Raw genomic sequence first — 24874 nt, 5'->3', positions numbered from 1 at the left:
TGTTTACACGTTAGGAAAAAAAACTTCTCCGCTACAGCTATTTTCCCTTGCTCCTGTAACCGACGCAAAAATGTTGGTTTGGTTTTCTTCCCGTAGGACACCCATTAATGCAAAAACCAAAGCTTCCTTAAAGGCAATTAGCGTTTTGTTCGGAATCTTTAATGTAAAAGAATTTCCGAGTTTCTGTTGTAGGGTTTCCATAAAGAATGAATTGAATGCGCCACCACCGGTGACAAACATGGTATTATTCGATTTAGTTCTGAATTTTGCAATTTCCGATGCTATTTGCTCACAATTGTGGTGAATCAGGGTATGTAGCAAATCCGGCACACTTCCTTCCGAGTTTTCAATTAACGGAACCACATCGGCTAGAAACCATTCATACCCCGTGGATTTTGGATGCGGAAGGGTGTAGTATTCCAAATTGTCCAAGGCTGTTTTGAGTTCTGGAAGAAGTTTTCCACTTTGCGCCAATTGACCATTTTCGTCATATTCCAGGTTAATTTTCTGTGTAATATGGTTCAACGGCATATTGGCCATTCCAATATCCAAGGCTTTTCTTTTACCCTCTTTTACAAAGGAAACATTGCTGATTCCTCCCAGATTCAAGCAAAAATCATATTTTCCAAAAAGCAAATGGTCACCAATAGGTACCAAAGGTGCTCCTTGCCCTCCTAATTTTACATCTTTTGTTCGAAAGTCACAGATTACTTTTTGACCCGAAGCATTGGCCAATTCCTGCCCATTGCCCAACTGAAAAGTAAAACCTTCCTCAGGTCTATGATGGGAAGTATGACCATGACTGGCTATGAAATCCACTTCTTCCTGGGCATCTTCCAAGAATTGTTTGGCTTGTTTACCCAGCCAAACGCCATATTCGTGGTCCAGAGTATCATGCTCCTTATCACTTAAGTGAATGGCGTGTTTTAATCGATTTTTCCAGGTCGTGTCATAGGAAATTGCTGTGGTCTTTTCTATTGAAAAATTCCATTTCTGGTCACTCTTGGAGAAGCGGCAAAAAGCCAAATCCAGACCATCCAATGAGGTCCCTGACATCATACCCAAGACTTTGTATTCCTTCATCGGGACTTCTGAATTTGGATGATAAGTGAAATAGGCTGTCCTTCATCATTTGTTATTTCCTTGATGGTGAAATCTACTCCTTTAAAGGAAGATAAAACTGCAATCCAATCTTCAAAGGTTCTTGCATACCACGAATGGCCTTCAATAAAATTACCCGGGAGTCCTTTCCATGAATCAGAAATCCATTGTCCTTTATATTCCATCCCATTTTGAATCAGGAAAAATGGATGTAATGTTTGGATAAGGATACATCCATTCGGATTGATTGCTTTTAGAGTATTTTCAATCAACTCATTAAGACCATCTTTTAGGTAAATGCAGAAGTTAAAAATCCCCAAATCGAATGGGCTATGAGGAATGGGTTTTCCCGAAATCATATCCTCAAAGGTCAATTGCTGAAAGTGCCCGTGTCCTTTCTGTTCAGCATCGTCAAGTAAGGCTTGTATCGCATCAAATCCATAGGCATCCCTCCCCATTTTGCTTATTTCTCGGGTTAACCACCCTTCTCCACAGCCAAAATCGGCCACCTTTGCAGCTTCAATTTGATTCACGCTATCAAGAATGGCTTTGTTTGTAAATTTTCTAGAGGCTATACCGTGATTTTGGATAATTTTACTCCATTCTTTGGCATTTTTTTCCCAAGAGTCTATTATTTCAGTTTTCATGCAAATTCGTTTTTAGTTGAAAGGGAAGCCTGCCCTCAGCTACAAGTTCTCCCTTGAAATGGGAGTAGGCCACTTCTTGAAATTCAGGAAAGTCCTGATACATTAGGATGTATGAGTTTTGTGCACTTATATGCAGTGTATGTAGAAAAAGGGGATTGCCAAATAGATACAAAATGCAACTGCCTTTTTTTAGCATTTGATTCATTGTCTCCAGCTCTTCTTTTGTAAACCCAAATCCGTTTTTAGGTTTCACCGAGGGTGGAAAGACAGAAAGTACTTTTGTTTTTTGGTTCTCAAATGAATCTTGAACTCGCTCCGATTCCATGTCATTTATCCGCGAGGGCTGGACTTTTGACTCTTGTTCCAAATACCGAGGAAAGACACTTAATTTTGGTTTGCCAAAAACAATTTGTTCCAAATCCTGAGATGATGTTTCTACCAATTTTTTGCCACTACCAAAGAGTTCAGTTAAACAGGCTTTTGCTATTTCGGTATTCAATTTTTTAAGAGTACTCTTAGTTTTAGGAATGTCATTCGACTGGTTGAAGGTTTTTTTCTTTAATTCCCAAACCCGTTCAAAACTGGATTCAATCCGCTTAACCTTGTTCTCAGAAACAATTTTGTCAATGGCTTCTTTCGGATGTTCCGAAAAACAAAATATGTCCATTCCGGCATTAAACGCGGCTAATTCCAGAGCTCCCTTTTCCTCAAAGCTTTTGGATACCGCATGCATATTCATGGCATCTGAGATAATTACCCCATTATAGCCTAATTTTTCTCTCAGAAGGCTGGTCAAAATGATTTTGGATAGAGTAGCGGGCTTTCCTGAGGGGTCTAAAGAGGGAACGGAGAGGTGTCCTATCATGATGGAATCAGCTTCTTCGTGCATTAGCTCTTGGAAGGGGTACATCTCATTTTCCAAAAGATTTTCTTTTGATTTATCTATAATTGGTAGGGCAAGATGCGAGTCGGTATGAGTATCCCCATGACCGGGAAAATGCTTAAGCGAATTTAGAACACCTGCTTCACGCATTCCTGCTATAAAAGCTTTTGCGTTTTGGGTGACTTTTTCTTTGTCATCTCCAAACGACCGGTATCCAATAACCGGATTTTCAGGATTGTTGTTGATATCAAGTACCGGAGCGAGATTCCAATGAATTCCAGCCTCAAGACAATCCTGACCTATGTTGTACCCTACTTGGTGTATTAAGTCTTCTCTATTCTGAAGGGCCCCAAGGGTCAAAGCATAAGGATATTGTGGCGTATTTTCAATACGCATGGCAAGTCCCCATTCGGCATCCATAGTGATTAAAAGTGGAGTAGGGGACGCCTTTTGGTATCTATCGATTAATGAGACAAGTCGTTCGTAACTGTTTTCATTGTAAACCACTTTTTTCTTACCCTCGAAATTTGTGGCTGCACTTGCTCTGCTGTGAAAAAAACACAAAGCCCCAATATGGTTTTCTTTAATCAGGTTTTCCGTTTCCTGAACGTTTTCTTCAGAATCGTTTATGAAAACCGCAATCATGAACAATTGCCCTACCTTTTGTTTTAGACTAAAATTTTGGGTCGAACTTAGTTTTATATGCTGTTTCAGGCCTTTATTCATTGGAATCTGCTGATTTCTTGCCATACTCTGGCGGATATTTTAGGAAAGGAAGCAACAAGAACGCTGGCAAAGCAGCAATAACGACCCAAGTGAAGAAACCGGGATACCCCAACCATTCCTGGATATAACCACTAAGCATTCCAGGTAACATCATTCCGAGGGCCATAAATCCTGTGGCAATTGCATAATGTGAAGTTTTAGATACTCCTTCGGCAATATAAATGAGAAAAATCAAGAATGCCGCGAAACCAAATCCATACCCAAATTGTTCCAAGACCACTGTTCCTACCACAGCTATCAAACTTTGGGTTTTTGTGAAAGCAAGCAAAGCATATAAAGCGTTGGGAAGATTAAGGGCAAGGAGCATAGGAAGCATCCATTTTTTGAGCCCGTCCCTTGAAATTAGAATGCCCCCAATTATACCACCCAATGAAAGCATGATAATACCCACAGTTCCATAAATGGTCCCAACCGCTTCGGTACTGAGGTTTAGCCCTCCAAGCTGTTTTTCATCGAGAAGAAAAGGGGAGGCCATTTTAACCAACTGGGATTCACCAAGCCTATACAAAAGAATAAAGAGGATGGCTATACCAATTTGTTTCTTTTGAAAGAAAGTCACAAAAACTTCTGAAAAACTCCCGGGTCTCTCATTCTTGTCACTTTTAGGGTCTTCAAATTTTGGAGTAACGAAAAAGTTGATGAGTGTAAGCACAAACATAAGACCTGCTGTACAAATCATGGTGATGGACCAGGCTTTGGTGTTATCGCCATATTCTTTTTCCAGAAAACCAGCTAGTATCACCAAAAGCCCCTGTGCAGTAACCATGGCCAATCTGTAGAACGTACTTCTGAGCCCAATAAAAAAAGCTTGTTTTTTTTGAGAAAGACCAATCATGTAATACCCGTCAGAGGCAATATCATTGGTCGCGGAAGCAAAAGCGGACATCCAAAAGAAGGCCAACGTAATGGTAAAAAACGCATTGGTGGGTAGAAAAAAACCTATCCCAAGAAACGAAAGGGCAATCAACATCTGCATACCCAAAAACCATTTTCTTTTGGTTCCGTTGAGGTCAACTATGGGGCTCCAAAGGGGTTTTATGACCCAAGGCAAGTACAGCCAACTGGTGTAAAGGCCAATATCCGAATTGTTGATTCCTAAGCGTTTGTACATGATAACAGAGACCATAACTACAAGGACATAGGGAATTCCTTGCGTAAAGTATAAGGTTGGAATCCAAGCCCAAGCCCCTTTATCTTTTTCGGCCACTTTCATTTACTTCTTCTGTTTTAAAAGGTTCTGATAGATACTTTTTTCTGAGCCCTCAATAACTTTTGCATTCACTGTTTTTTCATAATAATCAACAGGTCCAACGCCCCCGATAATCGCATATGCATATCCCATTTCTTTTAATGCTTCCAAGGCTTTAATCAAAAGTATTTTACCCACATTCTTGCCTCTTTCCGAAGGAATAACCCCAGTAGGACCGAAGAAGTTTTTCGCAGAACATTCAAAACAGGCAAAACCTAGAATCTCCTGTTCTCGCTGTGCAATAAAACAGTTGACAGGTACATTTGAAAATGCTACATCCACTTCATCTTTCCAGTTCATGCTGAAGTTTTTCTCTACCCATTTTAAAACCAAACTTTTTTCCGCAGCAATGGGTTTTCTAAAAACAATGTTCTCTGTCGTAAAGAGGTTATTTGCATCCCCATTTACATCGGGTAGATTCATAAGTCGGACGAGCATATCTTTCATTGGAGCTGTTTCTTATTTAGGATAAGGGGTTGGGTTCTGTTGCCATAGACATCTTGGATTACTATTCGTAGTCCCTGTCTTTTCATTTTGCCAGTGATGGGCATTTCAACTTGAATGCTATCTTCTTTTGACGAAAGATAGCTTTTTTTAAACAAGGGAAATTTGTCGTTGCTCATCCTCCTGTCAACATAGAATAATGCAAATCGAGATATGCTATCGGAATGATTTAGGTTTAAACGTATTCTGTTATTTGCTATTTTTTTTATGTCAACTTTTGGTTTTTCTAATGTTCTTTTAAATGGTTTTTTTAAGGTTGGATTGGATACCGGCCCAGCATAAATTTTCCTGATTTTTTTGACTGCTTTAGGATGCTTACCCAATAATGACTTTGCACTGAAAAAAATGTTGCCATTTACTTTAGGTAACAACCTTGAAAATTTAAGTTGTTTGGGAATTTCATTGCAGTTGTTCCAGGCCTTATCGCTATTGTTTTTGATTTTGTATGGTCCATTGCCCATGTATAGGTTTACGGCCCCTTTCTGCTTTGACCACCATTCGGAAACACTTCGGTGGGAAGCAGGTGGGTAATCCATGCTCCAATAGGCTTGCGGAGCTATATAATCAATCCATCCTTTCTCCATCCAAAGTAAGGGATTGGCATAAAGATCATCATAATTGGTTTGCCCGGCCTTGGTATCGGAACCTTTGGGGTCTACATTCTTGTTTCTCCAAACTCCAAATGGACTGATTCCGAACTGCACCCAAGGTTTGCTTTTTTTTATGGTAGTGTGTACCTGCCTAACCAACGAATCCACATTACTTCTTCTCCATTCATCCAAGCTTTGGTTCGGTAATTTTTTGGATTGGAAGGCAAGGGAATCATTAAAAACCTCACCTGTAATTTTATACGGATAGAAATAATCGTCAAAATGGATAGCGTCAATATCATGATTCTCCACCAATTCCTTTACGACCAAAGCGAACTTGTCCCTAACCTCGGGTAAACCAGGATTGTAGTAGAACTTTTTTCCATATTTAATCATCCAATCCCTATGCTGGTTGAAATCATGGGTAGCGTCTAAACCTAGGGTGTCCATATCAAAAGTAGCTCGGTAGGGATTTAGCCAGGCATGGAATTCCATTCCCCTATCATGCGTTTCATTTATCATCCAGGCTAGAGGGTCTTCGAAATCTTTAGGTGCTTTTCCCTGTTGGCCGGTCAAGTATTTTGACCATGGAGCTTGTTGGCTAGGATAGAAGGCATCACCAGCCGTTCTCACCTGTACAACTACCGCATTGAAGTTTAAGTTTTCGTAGAAATCCAATATTTCAAGAAAGTCTTGCTTTTTTTTGGAAGCTGTATCATTTCCATTCTTTGGCCAATCAATATTAACGACAGTAGCAATCCATACCCCTCTGAATTCCTCATCGGGCATAGCTTTTAGACCCCTATGTGAAGCACAGGAAGCCAAAAAGCAAAGACAGAGGATGTACTGAAAAACGAATTTCATAAGAATAAAAAAGGCCTACCTGAAGATTAAAAGTAGGCCTTTAGGCTTAATTAACTTAAACTAACAAATTCAAAAAGCTTCAAATTAAATTGCAGGGTCAGCCGGTGTATTCGGATTACTATTTCTTTCCAAATCTGGATAAGGATAGAAATTTCGATTCCTTTCCTCGGCAAAATTCATGGACGCCCCGCTAGGCTCGGGTCTTCCAAACCTTCGGCTATCCTCCAAACTCATTCCGGTAAACAGAAGCTCTGCTCTTCTATTGCGATATACTTCGTCAAGCAAGGCCTCTGCAGTGTTGGCTCCTGAATAGGCAGCTACATTGGCGTTAACCTCGAAAGGGTCATCCGTATCGGTAAGCACCTCGTTCAGGGCTGCTGTAGCTGCTCCCAAATTTGGAGTACCTAGTCTAAGGTTGGCCTCAGCAATAATTAGGTTCATCTCATCTGGTAAATACACTGGAATAGGTTCTGTTATTTCATTAAAGAAACCAGCCACATCTTCAATAGGCAAACCATTCTGATTCGTCTCGTCCAGTGGAATGAGATAGAAGGCTAATCTTCCGTCCGCAGGATCAAAAACAAATTCTGAGGGTAATCCAAAATTATCTCTTGGCTTAAAGTTCGGAGCATCATTTTGAATGATTCTGGCCCAAATCGGATTTTGGTTTTGGGTGTCGTAAGCAAAAATTGAAGTTGACGTCAAGTCCACTGTATTTGCTGCGGCGATGGCAGCATCGTAATTCCCTGCAAACAGGTTATACCTTGCTGTGTATGCGGCAATGGTGTTTACAAGGTCAATATTCCCCAAAGTAACTCCATTGATAAACTCTGCAGAGGGTGCTGTGCCAGATATTTGAGCCGCAGCCTCCGTAAGCAAGGTGATTGCGGTTTGAAACCCTTGGTTTCTTGGAACAAAAGTAGCATCGTTGTCATTGCTGGTCTCTACCACCACTTGCTCATAATTCTGGGCTAAACTCCCTATGGCTAGTGCCTTGAAAAGCTTAGCATGCGCAATTAAACCACTTTGGGTTCCAGGGTCCAAATCAATATTGGCTGCATTCGCCTCTATATCTTCAGCTATTTTTACCACCCGTAGCATGGTTGCCCACAATCCCTGTACATTGGAATTAAAATTAGGAAGGGCAGTCCCCCCATCTTCCAACTCAATCATGTTTTGAAAGGTTGTAGTGATGCCTCCTTCTCGGGTTGTTATAGCCGGGGTCTCCACAATCCAGCGCACGCCCGTGGTAGAATACAATTGCTGTAGACCGACTGCGGCCGCAAAAATTCCTTCCCTCGAAGAAAATACCTGGTCTTCGGTGGCTGCATTTGGGTTGTCAAAATCAGTTTCACAAGAAAAAAGTCCTATTGTAAGTGAAACACAAATGATAAAGTATTTTATTGAATTTTTCATCGTCTTTGTTTTTGAATTAGAAACTTACATTGACTCCTAACTGATAGGTTCTTGGTATAGGGACCCCTGCAAAATCGAATCCTCTAACACCATTGCTCTGTCCTGCTGTATTTATCTCTGGGTCCCATCCTGAATAGTCATCCCATGATATTAAATTTCGTCCCACTAAGCTTATTTGAATGTTATCCACCCCTTCAAACGGAGGTTTAAAATCATAACTCAAAGCTAGTTCCCGCAATTTTACAAAAGAACCGTCTTCTACAAATTCCTCAAAAATACCTGCTTGGGCACCACCAAAACCTTTAAGGCGATTGCCCAATAACTCCTGACCCACATTGAATCCTCCTCCGAAGATTACATTGTCCAATAATCGGCGGTTCCAGTTAAAGACATCAAAACCTTGTACGGCGTCCAGTTGAATACGAAGTTTAAAGTTCTTGTAGGCGAACTCGTTGATCAATGAACCAAACCAATCCGGGTTAGGGTCTCCGATTACCTTTGAGCTCGCACCTTCGTCTGTTGTTCCTCTAAAGGGAAAACCATCGGCATCCAAAGAAATACTTCCGTCCGCTTCCCTTGCATAGAATTGTCTGAAGAAAACACCTAAAGGTTCACCTTCAATCACAAAACTGGTGGCAAAACTTCCGGCCAAGGCGAATTGTCCCCCACCGGCAACCCGGGTAACTACATTTTCGTTTTGAGAGAAGGTAGCCGTAATATCCCAGGAAAAATCATTGGTTTTTATCGGAGCACCTCGCAGTAAAATCTCTATACCTTCATTTTCTAAATCCCCAACGTTTTCAATTCGAGACCCAAAACCTGTAGAAGAGGCTAACTCACGAGGCAAAAGTAAATCCGTCACGTCTTGTTTGTAGTATGTGAATTCAATACCGATTCTATTATCCAACAATCCTGCGTCAAAACCAAATTCGATTTCCTCTTGTCGTTCAGGCGCGATATCCAGATCTCCCTGCTGCGTCCCAGGAATCAAACTGGGTGTTCCATTTATAGATGATGGATTGAGTGTAGTAAATCTCTGGAAAGCTGACAAGGCGGTCAGGTTACCTGCCTGACCCCATGAACCTCTAAGTTTAAAGGTGCTAAAGGCATTACCAAAGGTGTCTTTCCAAAAATCCTCCTCAGAAATGATATAGGACAAACTTGCCTTCGCATATAATTGATTTCGTTCATCTTCACCAAAAGTAGAAGCCCCATCCAAACGAACGGCACCATTGAGATACAATCTATCTTTAAAACTAAAGGACTGTTGCAAGAAAGAACCCCAATATGAAATTTGCGATCGTGTTTCGCCTTGGGCTAGTATACTTCCATCACTGGCAACTTCCACAACCGGGGCTAAACCATCTGCTTCTATGGCTACCCTGTCAAACTCTTCGTACTGCCATGAGCCTCCTAAGGTAGTTGTAGATTCAATATCCTCAGTGATTGGCGTTTGATACGCCAAATTTAAATCGCTGTTGTATTGAAAGTTGTTGATATCTGCCCTTCTTGCAAAGCCATCACCGTTAGGGGAGGTATTGTTGATGGGAATAAAAGCTGTTGCGGATTGATTAAAGAAATCCAGTCCCAAGAGATAATTGGCGCTGAGCTTATCCGTAATCTGGGCATTTAAACCTATACTTGTTATTACCCGGTTTACTTTTTGACCAAAGTCGAAGCGATCAACTGCTTCCAAAGGATTGGTTCGAGGTACCAATAAAGAGGTAACAGGATATACACCCGACTCATCTGGATTAGGATTTATCGAGTTATCGCTAAACACAAAACCTGTGATGGCTCCGTAAGCTGCATTGATACCTCCATTTGGGACGTCATTGCTCACACTTCGTGTATAATTCAAGCCAGCATTAATTTCCAACCAATCCCATGCTTTTTGAGTAATGTTGGTTTTAAAGCCCACACGTTGGAAATCCGTGTTTTTGATTATCCCCTCATTGTCCAAGAAAGAACCAGAAATGTAGTAAGAAGTCTTCTCGTTCCCTCCACTTACGGATAGGAAATTTTCAATCCCAAAACCTGACTCAAAAAATTCGTCTTGAAAATTAAAACGCTCCACGGGTACCGTTTCCAGATTGGTGCGGTCAAAGGGGTCTACCCAGGCCAAAGGTACGGTGTTGTAATCAATTTCCTTCCGCAATTCATTTACCCGAACATTGGTTGAAAAATTGAACTTGGGAGTTCCCGTTCGTCCCTTTTTGGTAAAAATTTGAACGACACCATTACTAGCTCGAGAACCATAAATTGCCGCTGCTGCCGCACCTTTTATGATTTCGATACGTTCAATGTCGTTTGGATTTAAATCCACTAAACGGTTTTGGGACGTTCCTCCCAAATCCACCAAATCATTACTGTTGCTAGAGTTGCTAATAATTATACCATCAACAATATACAGTGGGTCAGAGTTCCCTAAAACGGTGCTTGGTCCCCTGAGACGAATACTGATACCACCCGCAGGGTCACCGGAGTTTTGTTGTACCAAAGCTCCAGAAATTTTACCGGAAATAGCCTGATCTACAGCTATGGCACCGTTGTTTACCAAATCTTCGGATTTTACAGAAGAAATAGCGTTACCCAAGGTTCTTTTGTTAACTCCAACGGGGTTACCGGTTACTACCACTTCATCCAAACTAAGCAAATCCTCTACTAGGACTACATCTGTGGTAATGACCAGACTTGAACCTAGGTCAATTGCAATTTTTTGTGATGTAAATCCTAAGGAACTAATACTTAGATTTACCGAACCTTGTTCCAAGGTAGCGGTAAAACTATAATTACCGTCAAAATCGGAAATTGTTCCGAATGAGGTACCTTCAATGAAAACGGAAGCTCCTGACAAAGGCAGGTTTGTCCCACTTTCCGTTACGGTTCCATTAAACGTGTATTGACTTTGTGACCAAATGGATGATGAGGTCAAAAGGCAACACACCGCGAGCAGGAACCCTGTTTTTTTCAAATAATCATACAGTTTTCGCATACAGAAGTTAGTTTTTAGTTAAAATTAAAATGATACCGCACGAACCCCTCCATGGCTTCATATTCGGCCATTCCTAGGGCGTTATAACGGTTAGCGGTTTCTTTGTTTCGCTGTTCGGCTCTTTGCCAAAACTCGCGTTCATCGTTTCCAGGGAACATGGCACTGTCTTTCTGGGATTGATGTTTGAAAATGGCATTTTTCTTTCGTGCCATATCTTTAGGTCCTATGGGTACGGTCATTTCCATATCTGCAACCTCCCATTCTTGCCAAGCGCCTCTATACAGCCACACATAGCAATTGTTTATCCATTCCGCCCGATTCTTTTTCAATAATTCAATGGCCTGATATATAATTTCTAGGCAAACTCTATGGGTACCATGAGGGTCGGATAAATCTCCAGCAGCAAATATTTGCTCAGGTTTTAGTTTATTCAACAAATCATAAGTGATTTTGATGTCTTCTTCGGAATGAGGTTTCTTCTTAACCGTTCCAGTTTCATAAAAAGGGAGGTTTAAAAAGTGTGCATTTTTCTCGTCCACTCCACAATAACGACAAGCAGCTAGTGCCTCTCCTCGTCGTATCAGTCCTTTAAAATTTTGAATTTCCGCACTGTCCACTTGACCTGGTTTTTTGGAAGACAAAAAAGCCCTAACCTCTTTTAGTTTTTTATCCATTTCCACATTGTCCTTTTGCACCGTGGCGGCAAAATCCAAAAAGCGAATTACCTCATCGTCAAAAACAGCAATATTACCTGAGGTCTGATAAGCAATGTGGACATCATGGCCTTGATCTACCAAACGTAATAGGGTTCCCCCCATGGAAATAACATCATCATCAGGGTGTGGACTAAATATCAACGAAGTCTTTGGATGAGGGTTCCCCCTTTCCGGGCGTTGGCTGTCATCCGCATTTGGTTTACCACCTGGCCAACCTGTAATTGTACGCTGGAGCTGATTAAAAACCTTTAGATTGATTTGTTCCGCAGAACCTACTTCAGCGACAAGGTTTCCCATACCGTACTCGTTGTAATCCTCATTGGTGAGTTTGAGAATGGCCTTTTCTAGGCGCTCTGAAAGCCAGATAGTCGCCCTTTTAATCAATTGATCATCCCATTTGCATTCTGTGACCAACCATGGCGTTTGTACTCGTGTCAGTTTGGAAGAGGAAGCATCGTCCAATACGAAATCACAATTGGGATGGTGTTGCAAAAATGTGGCAGGAATAGACTCCTTTATCGGACCCTCTACCGATTGACTAATGACATCGGCTTTTCCTTCCCCCCATGCCATTAGAATTATTTTTTTGGCAGACAATATGGTACCAACCCCCATAGTAATGGCACGCTTAGGAACGTTCTCTTGACCAAAAAAGTCACTAGCTGCATCTAGTATAGTTACTCGGTCTAATCGAATTAGCCGCGTTTTACTGTTAAGTGCAGACCCCGGTTCGTTAAAACCAATATGGCCGGTTCGACCAATCCCTAAAATTTGAATATCAATTCCGCCGACATTCTCAATTTTTCTCTCATAGTCTTGGCAATAGTCCCGTATTTCATCAGAGGAAATATTTCCATCGGGAATATGAACGTTTTCTGGTTCGATATCTACATGGTCGAAAAGATGTTCCTTCATAAACCGAACATAACTGTGTAGTGAATTCGGCTCCATAGGATAGTATTCATCAAGATTGAAGGTGATTACATTTTTAAAGCTCAACCTTCCTTCCTGATGAAACTGAACCAAATAATCGTAGACTTTGGTCGGAGTGGAGCCAGTAGCTAATCCAAGTACCGCTTTCTTACCTTCTTTTTGCTTCTGTTGAATTAAGCCTGCTATTTCATTGGCCACAAAAAGGGAGGCAGTATTCGAATTTTCCTGAATTATGGTGTGGATTTTCTCAAATTTTCGGTCCTCGAGTAGATTATAATCCATTTAAGTGTGCTATAGTGTTCTTGCAAAAAATCGAAATCCTCTTTTCAAATGTATGCAAAAAACAGCAATTAATACGATTATTTGCAATATTTGTCGATTTTTACGTACTTTTCTGTCATAATTGCCGTATTTTGCTGTAATTAAAGTTCGTTTTAAGATTTATTTAACTTTGCGCTCCGTATGCTAAAGGAAGAAAGACATCAATTCATTCTTAATGAAGTGAGAATCCATAATAGGGTATTGCTTACGGATATAGCAGATTTGTTGAAGGTTTCAGTTGATACGGTAAGACGTGATATCAAGGAACTTCACAATTCAGACCAGCTCAAAAAAGTACATGGAGGTGCGGTTTCCCTTGGATTTAATACATACTCTCCCGTTGGGAAAAAAGTGTATTCGCTTGAGAAGAAATCCCAGATAGCAGAAAAAGCAATAACCCTAATTAAGGAAGGACAGGTTATTTTGCTCAGCGGGGGAACTACAAATTTGGAGTTGGCTCGTAGACTACCTACCAAAATAAAACTTACTTGCTTCACACCAAGTCTTCCTATTGCCGTTCAATTGTTAACTAAGCCGAACGTTGACGTTATTTTTATCGGAGGTCGACTTTCAAAAGACTCCCAAATTACAGTTGGGGGTAGTGCAATTAACATGTTATCTGAAATAAAAGTGGATATTTGCTTTTTGGGGACTAATTCTATACATCCAGTTCAAGGCCTGACCGAATTCGATTGGGAAATTGTTCAAATGAAAAAAGCAATGATCCATAGTTCCAGAAAAGTAGTTTCACCCTGCATTTCGGAAAAAATTGGGTCCTTACAGCGGTACAAAATTTGTGGCGTCGAAGATGTTGATGTATTGATTACTGAATTGGAACCTTGGGACATCAAACTTGATGCCTTTAAAACTATGAACTTACAATTACTGTGATTGTGAATGAAAAACATGTGAAGATAACCGAAGAGTCCTCTCATTACGATGAGCTGGAACAGATGGATACTTTGGATATTATTTCCAGCATAAACAATGAGGACAAAAAGGTAGCTGATGCTGTTGAAAAAGTTCTTCCCAGCATATCTCGGTTAGTGGATGAAACTACGAAGCGATTTGAACAAGGAGGACGTTTATTTTATATAGGGGCAGGTACGAGTGGTAGGCTGGGCATTTTGGATGCTTCAGAAATCCCTCCAACCTTTGGAATGCCGCATGACCGTGTTATTGGCCTTATTGCTGGGGGAGATAGCGCCATACGAAAGGCTGTAGAGTTTGCAGAGGACGATACCAAACAAGCCTGGAAGGATTTGGAGGCGTATGATATTAATCACAACGACGTTCTTGTTGGAATAGCAGCATCTGGGACCACGCCTTATGTTTTGGGAGGTATCCATGATGCTAAGGATAAAGGAATACTTACTGCGGGTATCACCAACAATCCGGGTTCACCTTTGGCTTTAGATAGTGATATTGCGATTGAGGTGGTAGTCGGTCCTGAATTTGTAACTGGCAGTACAAGAATGAAAAGTGGTACCAGCCAAAAAATGGTACTCAATATGATATCTACTGCATTGATGATTCGTATTGGGAGAGTGAAAGGCAATAAGATGGTAAACATGCAGCTAAGCAATACCAAACTGGTAGACAGAGGGACCAGGTATTTGGTGGAAGAATTGGCACTAAGCTATGATGAAGCCGAAAAAGCGCTTATCAAATATGGATCAGTTAAAAAAGCCATGGAGGCCCTGAAGCAACAATGAGTTTTGAAGAACGACTTTCAGGTGGCCACCCCAACTCTCTTGGAAATACCATCGAGGTGGTTGAGAAAGTATTGCAAAACCCCAAACTTTTTGACGATTTCTTTAATTGCTATTTCAGTAAAGATGAAGTAGTTCGACTACGGGTTTCTAATGGGATGAAACGTATTTGTAAAGCCGATAAGTCCATTGTTTTGCCTTATGTTGACAGGCTTTTAAATGAAATATCCAAAATTGATCAAGCTTCAACAAAATGGACATTGGCCCAACTTTTTTTACTGTTGGAAAAAGACTTATCTGAATCCCAAAAAGCCAGTGCAAAAAAAATACTCAAAGAAAACTTGGCAACCCATTCTGATTGGATTGTATTGAATCAAACTATAGAGACCTTGGGCAAATGGGCAAAAAAAGACGAAAACCTGAAAGGGTGGCTTCTTCCACATTTGAAACGATTAGCCCAAGATGAACGTAAATCGGTATCTAAAAGGGCATCAAAAACCTTGGAGGCATTGGTTTGAACTTATTTGGGAACCAATTTGAAAATTCCTTTTCCTTCTATACCCACATAAATATAACCATCCGGTCCTTGTTTTACATTTCGTAACCTTCCCATACCATCCAAAAGCTTTTCCCGATATACTACTGTATTGTCATCTAGTACCAAACGCTCTAAATATTGGAAGGAGAGCGAACCCACCAGTAAGTTGCCATTCCACTCAGGATATTTATCAGAAGAAACGAATGTCATCCCGCAAGGCGCAATAGAAGGTGTCCACTGGTAAATAGGTTGTTCCATACCCGGTCTCTCAGTTTCATCAGTAATTTTTGTTCCTATATAATTAATACCATAGGTAATTACGGGCCAACCGTAGTTTTTTCCTTTTTGGACAATATTGATTTCATCCCCCCCGCGAGGTCCATGCTCATGTTCCCAGATTTCCCCGGTAACCGGATGTTTTATGAGACCTTGGGGATTTCGATGTCCATAACTGAAAATAGCGGTTTTCGCACCTTTTTTGTCAATAAAAGGATTGTCTGATGGAATATCCCCATTGTCCTTAATTCTATAGATTTTACCACCATCCCTTGTGATATCTTGAGGATTTACGTTTCGATTTCCCCTATCTCCAATGGAAAAATAGAGAAAACCATCCTTGTCAAATTCAAGGCGACTTCCAAAATGCTGTCCTTTTGTTGTATTGGGCACACCTTTATACAGCAATTGTTTTTCAATAAGTTGATTTCCATTGAGTTTAGCTCTCATAATTGCAGTATTGCCTCCAGTACCACCTCCTTTCTTAGAAGAGTATGATAGATAAAGCCAGCCGTTTTCATTGTAATTCGGATGTAATTCAATATCCATTAGGCCACCTTGTCCCCGCACATAAATATCTGGTAAGCCTTCTATTTCTGTAAGTTCTCCGGATTTGAAAAGAAGTAATTTCCCTCGTTTTTCTGTAAATAATAAGCTTCCATCTGAAAGGAAAGCCATCCCCCAAGGATTTTGGACTCCATCTACTATGGATTCTAAAGTAAATAGGTTTTTTTCGGGTAGATTTACCCCTTTATCCCCGTTTTGTGCGCAAGAAGAGGTGAGCAGTACAACGAAAAAATAGGGTAAGAGCGCACTTTTTTTCATAGTTTTACGTTGAAAAGTAGATTACATTAGACAAAATACGGTTAAATACAGCCGAAGAAAAAGATTTAATATAAGTTTAGAAAATTACAATTGTAGAATATTGAGGTCCCAAATCTGAATATTCTAGCCATAACAAGACTTAACCTATGCTTCCTCGAAAAACAAGGCATATCATCTATGCCGTGTTGTTCATATCAGCCTCAGTATATGGAACCACGGTACTGGCGAAAACAGATGTAGCTGAATTTATTTTCAAAGCAACTTCTGTAACTTCAAAGTCCAAGACAGAGAAGGAGTCCTCTTCGTTGTCAGCACAAAAGAATTTTACCAAAACTAGTAAGAGCGCTACAGCAAGCGCAATGTTCATGACCATCATTCAAGGCGCCGATGAGGAAGTGGTATGCCCAAATGATGGAAGTACGTTATCCAAGTTTTTCCTTTGTGGAACCAGTGATATCAGAACCTTAAGTCTTTCCCAATCCGGTTCCAATTATGAATGGCAGCAGTTGGACCCAAATACCTGTGCCCCCACAGTGGTTGAAGATTGTCCCACAATCAATGCGTCTTGTACTTGGAACACCGTTGGGACGGGACCTACATTTAATCTGTCAACTGATGGCGAATTTAGGGTTCGTGTGGATTCAGGACAGTATTTTTATTTCAAATCCACCTTAAATCCACTAGATCCCCAATTGATTCATGAGGATATTATTTGCGGCAATCCGGGTAGGGTGGAAGTGACCAACGTACCGGCAGGTTACGAGTATAGTTTGAATAGCGCTGCGGGACCATATCAAGATGATCCATTTTTTGATATTACTGCACCTGGGAATTACCGGGTTTTTGCACGTTTAAGAAATTCCCCTTCCAGTGCTTGTGTGTTTCCTTCCAACTCAGTCACCGTTCAAGACTTGGATATTAATGTGGATGTAACCGCCAATGATATTCTTTGTAGCGGGGAATTGGGTAGTATCGATGTTCAGGTTTCGGGAGTTCCAGGATTCTACACCTATCGTTTGATAAGAAATGGTGTTACGGTAGATACATTTGGTCCTGATGCTTCAGATTCCTACACTTTTGCCAATATTGGTACTGGTGTTTACAGTATTCGAGTCGATACAAACAACTGTTCTGAAACCATTACCTTGGATGTAAATGGTGACCCTATTGAAATAGGGAGTGGAATTAGCCCGTTGGATGTCTCTGCCACCGCATCTGATAGCTTTGGCTGTGGTGCAACTTCCATAGATGTTGATGTAACGACCTCTGGTGGTACCGCACCTTATCGTTTTAGTGTTGATGGAGGTCCTTTCGGTCCAACCTATGCGTCGACCAGTTCTTTTGCCGTTACTACGCCAGGGACCTATTCCATTTTGGTTGAAGACGCTAATGGGTGTCAACGAAGTGCATTGGTAGATGTGCAGGATATTCCTCCTCCAACCTATACGCTCACAGAAGAAGATGCTAATTGTGGAGGGTCAAACAATGGTCGAATTACCGTTAATATCGTAAACGGTTTTGGATATGAAATTGAATATAGCATTGATAATGGTGCAAACTATCAGATAAGTAATGTATTCTCCAACTTGGCGCCTGGTACATATGATGTTGTCTTGCGATATCAGCAAGATACCTTCGTTTGTACCACTACGCCACAAGTAGCTACTATTGGCACACCTTCAACCATTTCGGCAACGGCAACCCCTGATTCTGCACCAAGCTGTTTAAATGAAACCGGAGGGCAAATCACGATTTCTGGGGTATCTGGTGGAACAGCCCCCTATGAGTATAGTATTGGAGCTGGATTTGGTACTAATCCAGTATTCCCGAATTTAGGAGTGGGAACTTATACCCCTTTGGTACGGGATGCCAATGGTTGTGTCCAACCGCTACCGGATATCGTTTTCAATACTTTAAACAAGCCAACGGATTTGGATTTTGCGGTTTCAAGTCTCAATTGTATCACTACAACAGCAACAATTGATGTTACCGTAACCGATGGTACTGCACCGTATACTTATGAAATTATTGCGCCCGCGGCAAGTGCCGTAAATAATGGAACGAACAATAGCTTTATTGGACTCGGGTTAGGGACCTATACTTTCCGAGTAACAGATGCTGAAGGATGTTCCTATGATGAAAACTATGCCATTACAGATATAAGCTCCATAGGAGTTCAAGCCCAACAAACTAGGGTGGTTACCTGTGTCGGAGATTCAGATGGTGAGGGAAGATACCTAGTGGATGGATTTAATACCACCTACAGCTATAGTATTGATGGTGGTACCGTATTCACTGGCCAAACGAATAGCATTATTCCTTTGACTGGACTTTCTGCAGGTAGTTATGTGATTTCTGTAACTGACGAAGAAACCAATTGTACGGATACAGCTACTTTGGTTATTGAAGAACCTGCTACAGCTTTTGCGATTTCAAGTCTTGATGTTACCGCTATGAGCTGTCAAAATGGGAATATTGGTGCCGTTCGAATAAATACTGTTGGTGGATGGGGAGGTAATCGATATACCCTTACCCAACCCGATGGATCTACTCGAGGACCAAAAAATGGATCAGTATTTTCTAATCTTTCCCAAGATGGTCTATATCAAGTAAGTGTGACAGATGCCAACGGGTGTACCGTTACCGACAGTTTTACGTTAACCCGATTGGATGCACCCACCTTAACTTTGGATTTAGGTTCATCCGATTTATGTTATGACAACTTTAATGCGGCTACTTTGGTGGTTACCGCATCGTTGGGAGCTGCACCGTATCAATACAGAATCAATGGAGGTCCATTAGGGGCTAGCAACACGTTTAATGGACTAACTCCTGGGACGTATACCATTGAAGTTGTTGACGCTAATGATTGTCGGGATACTGTAACTCGAACAATCGAACCTCAGGTAGTGGCCAATGCGAGTATAATTCAGGAATTGGACTGTGCTGGTCCCCCAGCTCAAATACAAGTGGATATCAGCAATGGATACACTTCCGGTGGTGATTACGATATTTATGAAGTAAGCATTAATGGTGCCCCCTATACATCCGATAGCAATAATATAACTGGGAATTCCTTTATTTACAGTATTCCCAATGACGGTTCCATAACTTCAGACACAACGTATCAATTTTTAGTTACGGATAGCCAAGGATGTACCACCGAAACCAATGTGGTAACCATAACACCGCCCGAAACCATTGCTGGTTCCGTGGTCGGAACAGATACGCAGTGTGGTGATTTGACAAGTGGTATCGTGGAGTTGATTCCGGATACAACTCAAGGTGTACCTCCATACGAATACAGTAACGATGGTGGAGTCACTTTCAGTACTCAAAATATCTTTTCGGGATACGGACCTGGATTGCAAACGGGATTTGTAATACGCGATAGTAGAGGGTGTGTAAGCCCCGTATATGACGTTACAATAGGTAATAGTTCTCCTTTGGATGCTACGGCAACACCGACCAATGCAGTTTGTTCTGCGGGAAGTGTGCTGGGTTCTGTTTCTACTACAATTAACAACGGGGTCGGACCTTTCGATTATGAGTTATATGATGGTTCCGGAACCCTGATTGCCGCTTCAACTGGAACTGCCAGTACTACTGTAAATTTCCCCAACTTGGATTTAGGGAATTATACTGTGGTTACTCGAGATTCCCAAGGTTGTGAAGACCGGGATGATTTTATTATCGACCAAAATCAATTGGATTTAATTCCTTTAGATACACCTCCACCGGTTTGTTCTGGCTCAGCATTTACGTATCGGGTACAGGCCACAGGGGGAACCGCTCCATACCAATTCAGATTAGTAGGTGACCCAGTATTTCAGCCGGGAACAGGACCTGGTAATGATATTTTTGATGTTACCGGTCTTGTGACCTTTGGAGTTACTTATTTTGTTGAGGTAGTAGATGCCCTAGGATGTACTTACATTGAACGTATTGACCCAATAGCCGCTACAAATCCAGTAACTGTAACGGCGACAGCAAACACAATTTCTTGTGGAACATCGGGGAACGGAACTATTGACTATACGGTTGATGGTATTACTCCGAGTCCAGGAGATTTTACTATCACTTTAGAAAATACGGATACCGGAGCAACCCTTTCTACAAATTCATTGACGAACGAACCGGTTCCTTATGCTGATACGTTTACCGGGTTGGCACCAGGCAACTATCAAATTATCGTTACAGATGATATTTCGGGTTGTAGTGCCAGTACCTTGGTTTTTATTGGAATAAGCAATCCTAATATCGCGATTGATAGCAATGTGAATGCTACTTGTAATGCAGGTGCTTTTGTAACGGTAAGAGGATTTGGAAGCACTGGTCCTTATGAATTTGCATACGTTCCTACGGGAGACCCAGCTCCATCCACTTTTACGACGGATACCACTTTTGAAATAGGTGCACCCTATCCTACAGATTACGATTTTTATGTAAGGGATGCTAACGGATGTACTGCTTTTACCACCGCAACCGTTGATCAGGACCCTGGTATTCCAACTCCTACAATTGATGTAATTAATCAGTGTACGGCTACGAGTGGGTATCAAATCAACGTAACTGCGCCTTTAACCACCGGTCCCGCACCGGAAACGACATTCCAATATGATATTGGCAGTGGATTCCAAAGTAGTCCAAATTTCGTGGTTCCTAACCCAGGCAATTATGTCATCACCATAAGGGATGGTAATGGATGTACCACAACAGTAAATGCCGAAGTGTTTGATTTCTTTGCCATTACAGCTGATGCTACTTCATTGCCTACTTGTAATGCAGGTGACGGAACTATTACGGTCAATACTACCGGAGGAAGTGGAAACTTTGAATTCCAACTAAGGGATGCAGGTACTTTGGCCAATATTGGTCCAGCTCAAAGCTCAAACACTTTTATCAATGTGTTACCGGGGGATTATAATATTTTAGTAACCGATTTAAGCTCTAACACAACACCTTTGTGTACGGATGAGGCTATTGTAAACGTTTCAACAGTTAATACTCCTATAATTACGGCCACCCCGAGTACTGATGTGACCTGTAATGGAGCTGGAGACGGAACGATTGCTGTAGAATTACAGCCCGGAAGTGATACGGATACGCCTTTAAGTTATATTTTATACGATGGGTCCACAACGACGATAATTGCTGGTCCACAGCCTACAGCTATTTTCGACAACCTAGTACCTGGAACTTATCAGGTTGAGGTTGTATCGGATAGAGGATGTACGGACAGGTCAGGGGATGTTACGATTACGGAACCTACCTTATTACAGGTAAATGCTATAAATACCGATTTTACTTGTAATCCTGCCAGTAATCAATTTAGTACAGCAACCATTACCATTTTTACGGATACTAATGGGGACGGTACCGGTACGGCTACAGGTACAGGGCCGTATACCTATAGCATGAATGATGGGACCCTTCAGTTTGATGGAACGAATTTCCAAACCAGCAATACGTTCGAGGTGATTGACAACGGTACTAATCAAACCATTATTCTTACCGCAAGAGATCAAAATGGTTGTGAGGAGACATCCACCGTAACCATAAATACACCCACGGATATTACTTTTAGTTTTAATGTCAACCCAATTACTTGTGATGCTTCGGGTACAGGAGTGAGTCCGGGTACTATCGATATTATTATTAATGAAGGTCCCGGAAACTATGAAGTTGAAATACTGCCTCTAGGTTCAGAACCTGCTAGAAACTCAGGAGGAACAGATCGGGTGACTTGGGATATTTCCACTCCTGGGGACTACATTTTTGCAGTTACGGATATTGGAAGTGGAGGATGTACCTATCTTACTTCTACAGTTAACATGCCAGAATACAATAATATTGAGGCGATAATTGCGGAGGTTAGACCCGTTACCTGTTTTAATGGAAATGATGGAGAAATCAGCCTAGAAGTAAATAACTATAGCGGTCAATATAACTATGAAGTATTTACGCGGGATAGCGCTGGAGTTGAAACATCCACTGGAGTAACGGGAAGCTTCGATACAAACGCTCCTATCAACACTCCAGAAATTATTGCGGGACTACCAGCAGGAAACCTTGTGGTTAGAGTTGAAGCACTGGATACTCCATTTTGTGATGTGACCAGTAACGTAACTACCGTACGGTCTCCAGATAGGGCATTAACCGTTCCTTTGGTTCAAACAGGAGAAGTAACCTGTAATGTTCCTGGTTTGGGTGAGATTACCGCTTCCGGTGATGGAGGTTGGGGTGGATATGAGTATCAGTTGATAGCACCTGATGGAATCACTGTTTTGGTTGACTATCCAAACACGAATCCAGTTTTCCCAGGTCTATCCACTGGAACATATACCGTTAATATTAGAGATGCTGAAGGTTGTGAGACCGGTAATACTATTAACCTTCCTCTACCGACCCCAATTACTGCAGATATTCAAATAGTACAACAACTCCGTTGTAACAATGACAACGATGGAATCATTGAAGCATTCAATATTGCAGGTGGGCAAGGACCAGGCAACTATCTCTATCAACTGAATCGTATTACGGATGGGACTAATAGCGGTCTTCAAACGACTCCTACTTTTGCCAACCTTTCTGCCGGGGACTATACCATAACCATTTTTGATGGATGGAACTGTAGCTTTACCACAATTCCAATTACCGTACAAGACCCGGAAATTGTAGTTGCCGAATTGGTCGAATTGCAGCCACCAGGATGTGGGGATTTGGGTAGAATGGAACTCACCGTTACCAATCCTGAAGTTGGTGTAGATTATTTTTATAGAAGGTCTGGAACGGCTGACCCTTTTACTCCCTTTGGAGTTGGTATGACCAGCATCGAAATCTCTGCTGACATTACGCTAGACCCTGGACCTTTCCAATATGATGTTCAGAATTCCAATGGTTGTCCTTTCGAACGTTCCAATCAAATATCCTTGGACCCAGCAGCACCACTTGTGATTGCCTTGGACTTGACCAATGCAACTATTAACTGTGCTGGAGAAGCTACAGGAATTATACGTTCCGAAGCATTTGGAGGGATTGGAAGTTACGTGTATACCTTGTTGAATTCAAATACCCCGCCAAATCCAACAGCAGTTAACACGGTAAGACCCGCTCAAAGCTCAGGAATATTTAGAAATCTACCTCCAGGCACCTATTTTGTATATGCCCAGAGTGGGGGATGTGAGGCGATTTCAACACCTATCGTCATAGAGCCTAAACCTCCATTAGTATTGGAATACTTGGAAGCGGTACCAGTACTATGTGCTGGAGATAGTAATGGTCAAATCATCATAGAAGCTAGTGGTGGTACCGGAGCTATCCGTTACTCCATTTCTGATAACCTGAGTGAATTCTTTGTAGGAGATGACCCTGTGCATCCTAATAGAAGAACATTTACCGACTTGGCGCCGAGAAGTTACGATATCATCATTCAGGATGATTTAGGTTGTACCATAACCCGGACAGTTGAAATTACACAACCTATGGAACTATTGGCAGGGGTGGTTTCTACGACACCAGAAACCTGCTTGGGAGATGAAGATGGTACAATGACCTTATCCGTTACCGGAGGTACTGCGCCATATTATACAAGTGTTAACTCAGCAGATGATGCCGATTTTGTCCAGAACGATACCATGTTCTTTGACAACCTTGCTGGAGGAGAAACTTATGTGGTCTTCGTCCGAGATGCCAATGGATGTCAAACCAACGTGATTGCCGATATTGATTTGGGTATCGAAATTATGGCAGAACCAATTGTTGAGTACGGTTGTGAGGGAATCTTCCCAAATAGCACCACTACCATTTCGGTACAGGATAGTTCTTTGCTACCCAATTTGCTGTTCTCTTTGGATGTAGAAGATATACAAATGGCTACGGACCAACGTATATTCCCAGATTTAACTCCTGGTGAACATACAGTGTACATCTATCATCAAAACGGATGTGTGACTTTCGTGGAATTTGAAATTGATGCCTATGAACCTTTGGTTTTGGAAGCCATGAAAACCGGTCCTAACGAAATTACGGCAACGGCCTCTGGAGGATTTGGAGGGTATGAATACTTCTTCCAAGGGGAGTCTACAGGGGAAAATAATGTATTCAATATCATTGCGGATGCCACCGTAAACATCATGGTGGTGGACCAAAATGGTTGTGTGGCTAACTTTGTATTGCCTTTCAATTTTGAAGGCATGCCAGATTTCCCGCCCTTCTTCACCCCGGATGGCGACAATATGAATGATTTTTGGTACCCGGAGAACAGAGAGTTCTTCCCCAATATCGATGTCATCATCTATGACCGCTACGGTAGGGTAGTGGCCCGATTGGATCAAGTAAGAAAATGGGATGGAACTTATGATGGTAGTCCACTCCCGACTGGAGACTATTGGTATGTTGTAAATGCAAATGACTCAGAAAATCAGCAGTTCGTAGGACATTTCACACTACTTAGGTAATCAAAAGGTCTTTTTTACTATATTTAGAAAATAATAAGGGTTCTTTGATTTATGTCTGG

14 protein-coding genes are annotated in these 24874 nt (G+C 41.5%); 4 read left to right on the top strand and 10 right to left on the bottom strand.

Annotated elements, in window-relative coordinates; genetic code table 11:
• Positions 1-3: 3 nt before the first annotated feature.
• From ACSLUF_RS11110 to nagB, 9 genes are all read right to left on the bottom strand, one after another.
• Positions 4-1083 (bottom strand): anhydro-N-acetylmuramic acid kinase, encoded by a 1080-nt coding sequence (locus ACSLUF_RS11110; RefSeq protein WP_435622854.1) that lies wholly within the window; start codon positions 1081-1083, stop codon positions 4-6.
• The gene (locus ACSLUF_RS11105) at positions 1080-1748 is read right to left on the bottom strand and encodes a class I SAM-dependent methyltransferase (RefSeq protein WP_435622853.1); all 669 of its coding nucleotides are present in this window, start codon (positions 1746-1748) and stop codon (positions 1080-1082) included. The genes ACSLUF_RS11110 and ACSLUF_RS11105 overlap by 4 nt, the downstream gene beginning before the upstream one ends.
• The gene (locus ACSLUF_RS11100) at positions 1738-3381 is read right to left on the bottom strand and encodes a glycoside hydrolase family 3 protein (protein ID WP_435622852.1); all 1644 of its coding nucleotides are present in this window, start codon (positions 3379-3381) and stop codon (positions 1738-1740) included. The genes ACSLUF_RS11105 and ACSLUF_RS11100 overlap by 11 nt, the downstream gene beginning before the upstream one ends.
• Positions 3350-4630 (bottom strand): MFS transporter, encoded by a 1281-nt coding sequence (locus ACSLUF_RS11095; RefSeq protein WP_435622851.1) that lies wholly within the window; start codon positions 4628-4630, stop codon positions 3350-3352. The genes ACSLUF_RS11100 and ACSLUF_RS11095 overlap by 32 nt, the downstream gene beginning before the upstream one ends.
• Entirely contained in the window at positions 4631-5113 is a 483-nt protein-coding gene (locus tag ACSLUF_RS11090) for a GNAT family N-acetyltransferase (protein ID WP_435622850.1), read from the bottom strand. It abuts the gene before it with no gap.
• The gene (locus ACSLUF_RS11085) at positions 5110-6624 is read right to left on the bottom strand and encodes a glycoside hydrolase family 10 protein (protein ID WP_435622849.1); all 1515 of its coding nucleotides are present in this window, start codon (positions 6622-6624) and stop codon (positions 5110-5112) included. Before ACSLUF_RS11085 ends, ACSLUF_RS11090 begins: the two co-directional genes overlap by 4 nt.
• An 84-nt stretch (positions 6625-6708) precedes the next feature.
• Positions 6709-8040 carry a hypothetical protein gene (locus tag ACSLUF_RS11080; protein ID WP_435622848.1) on the bottom strand — a complete coding sequence of 444 codons (1332 nt, stop codon included), beginning with the start codon at positions 8038-8040 and terminating at the stop codon, positions 6709-6711.
• A 16-nt stretch (positions 8041-8056) separates the two neighbouring features.
• Positions 8057-11035, bottom strand: coding sequence for a SusC/RagA family TonB-linked outer membrane protein (locus tag ACSLUF_RS11075; protein WP_435622847.1), 2979 nt, complete (start codon positions 11033-11035; stop codon positions 8057-8059).
• 14 nt (positions 11036-11049) lie between these two features.
• A complete protein-coding gene (gene nagB, locus ACSLUF_RS11070) occupies positions 11050-12966 on the bottom strand; it encodes a glucosamine-6-phosphate deaminase (protein ID WP_435622846.1) in 1917 nt (638 codons plus the stop codon).
• Positions 12967-13146: 180 nt separating this feature from the next.
• On the opposite strand from nagB, the gene ACSLUF_RS11065 reads away from it, so the two are divergent.
• From ACSLUF_RS11065 to ACSLUF_RS11055, 3 genes are all read left to right on the top strand, one after another.
• The gene (locus tag ACSLUF_RS11065) at positions 13147-13896 is read left to right on the top strand and encodes a DeoR/GlpR family DNA-binding transcription regulator (RefSeq protein ID WP_435622845.1); all 750 of its coding nucleotides are present in this window, start codon (positions 13147-13149) and stop codon (positions 13894-13896) included.
• A gap of 62 nt (positions 13897-13958) precedes the next feature.
• The gene (gene murQ, locus ACSLUF_RS11060; RefSeq protein ID WP_435625833.1) at positions 13959-14720 is read left to right on the top strand and encodes an N-acetylmuramic acid 6-phosphate etherase; all 762 of its coding nucleotides are present in this window, start codon (positions 13959-13961) and stop codon (positions 14718-14720) included.
• Positions 14717-15235 (top strand): hypothetical protein, encoded by a 519-nt coding sequence (locus tag ACSLUF_RS11055; protein ID WP_435622844.1) that lies wholly within the window; start codon positions 14717-14719, stop codon positions 15233-15235. Before murQ ends, ACSLUF_RS11055 begins: the two co-directional genes overlap by 4 nt.
• A gap of 2 nt (positions 15236-15237) precedes the next feature.
• Here the strand turns inward: ACSLUF_RS11055 and ACSLUF_RS11050 are convergent, their stop codons facing one another.
• On the bottom strand, positions 15238-16356 hold the full coding sequence (locus ACSLUF_RS11050; RefSeq protein ID WP_435622843.1) for a PQQ-dependent sugar dehydrogenase: 1119 nt from the start codon (positions 16354-16356) through the stop codon (positions 15238-15240).
• A gap of 146 nt (positions 16357-16502) precedes the next feature.
• On the opposite strand from ACSLUF_RS11050, the gene ACSLUF_RS11045 reads away from it, so the two are divergent.
• Entirely contained in the window at positions 16503-24815 is an 8313-nt protein-coding gene (locus ACSLUF_RS11045) for a T9SS type B sorting domain-containing protein (RefSeq protein WP_435622842.1), read from the top strand.
• Positions 24816-24874: the final 59 nt, after the last annotated feature.

Origin of the sequence: Flagellimonas sp., assembly GCF_965601775.1 — a bacterium.
Classification (GTDB): domain Bacteria; phylum Bacteroidota; class Bacteroidia; order Flavobacteriales; family Flavobacteriaceae; genus Flagellimonas.
Note: the sequence above shows the minus strand (reverse complement) of the source record. Positions and strands in the feature narration are given on the sequence as shown.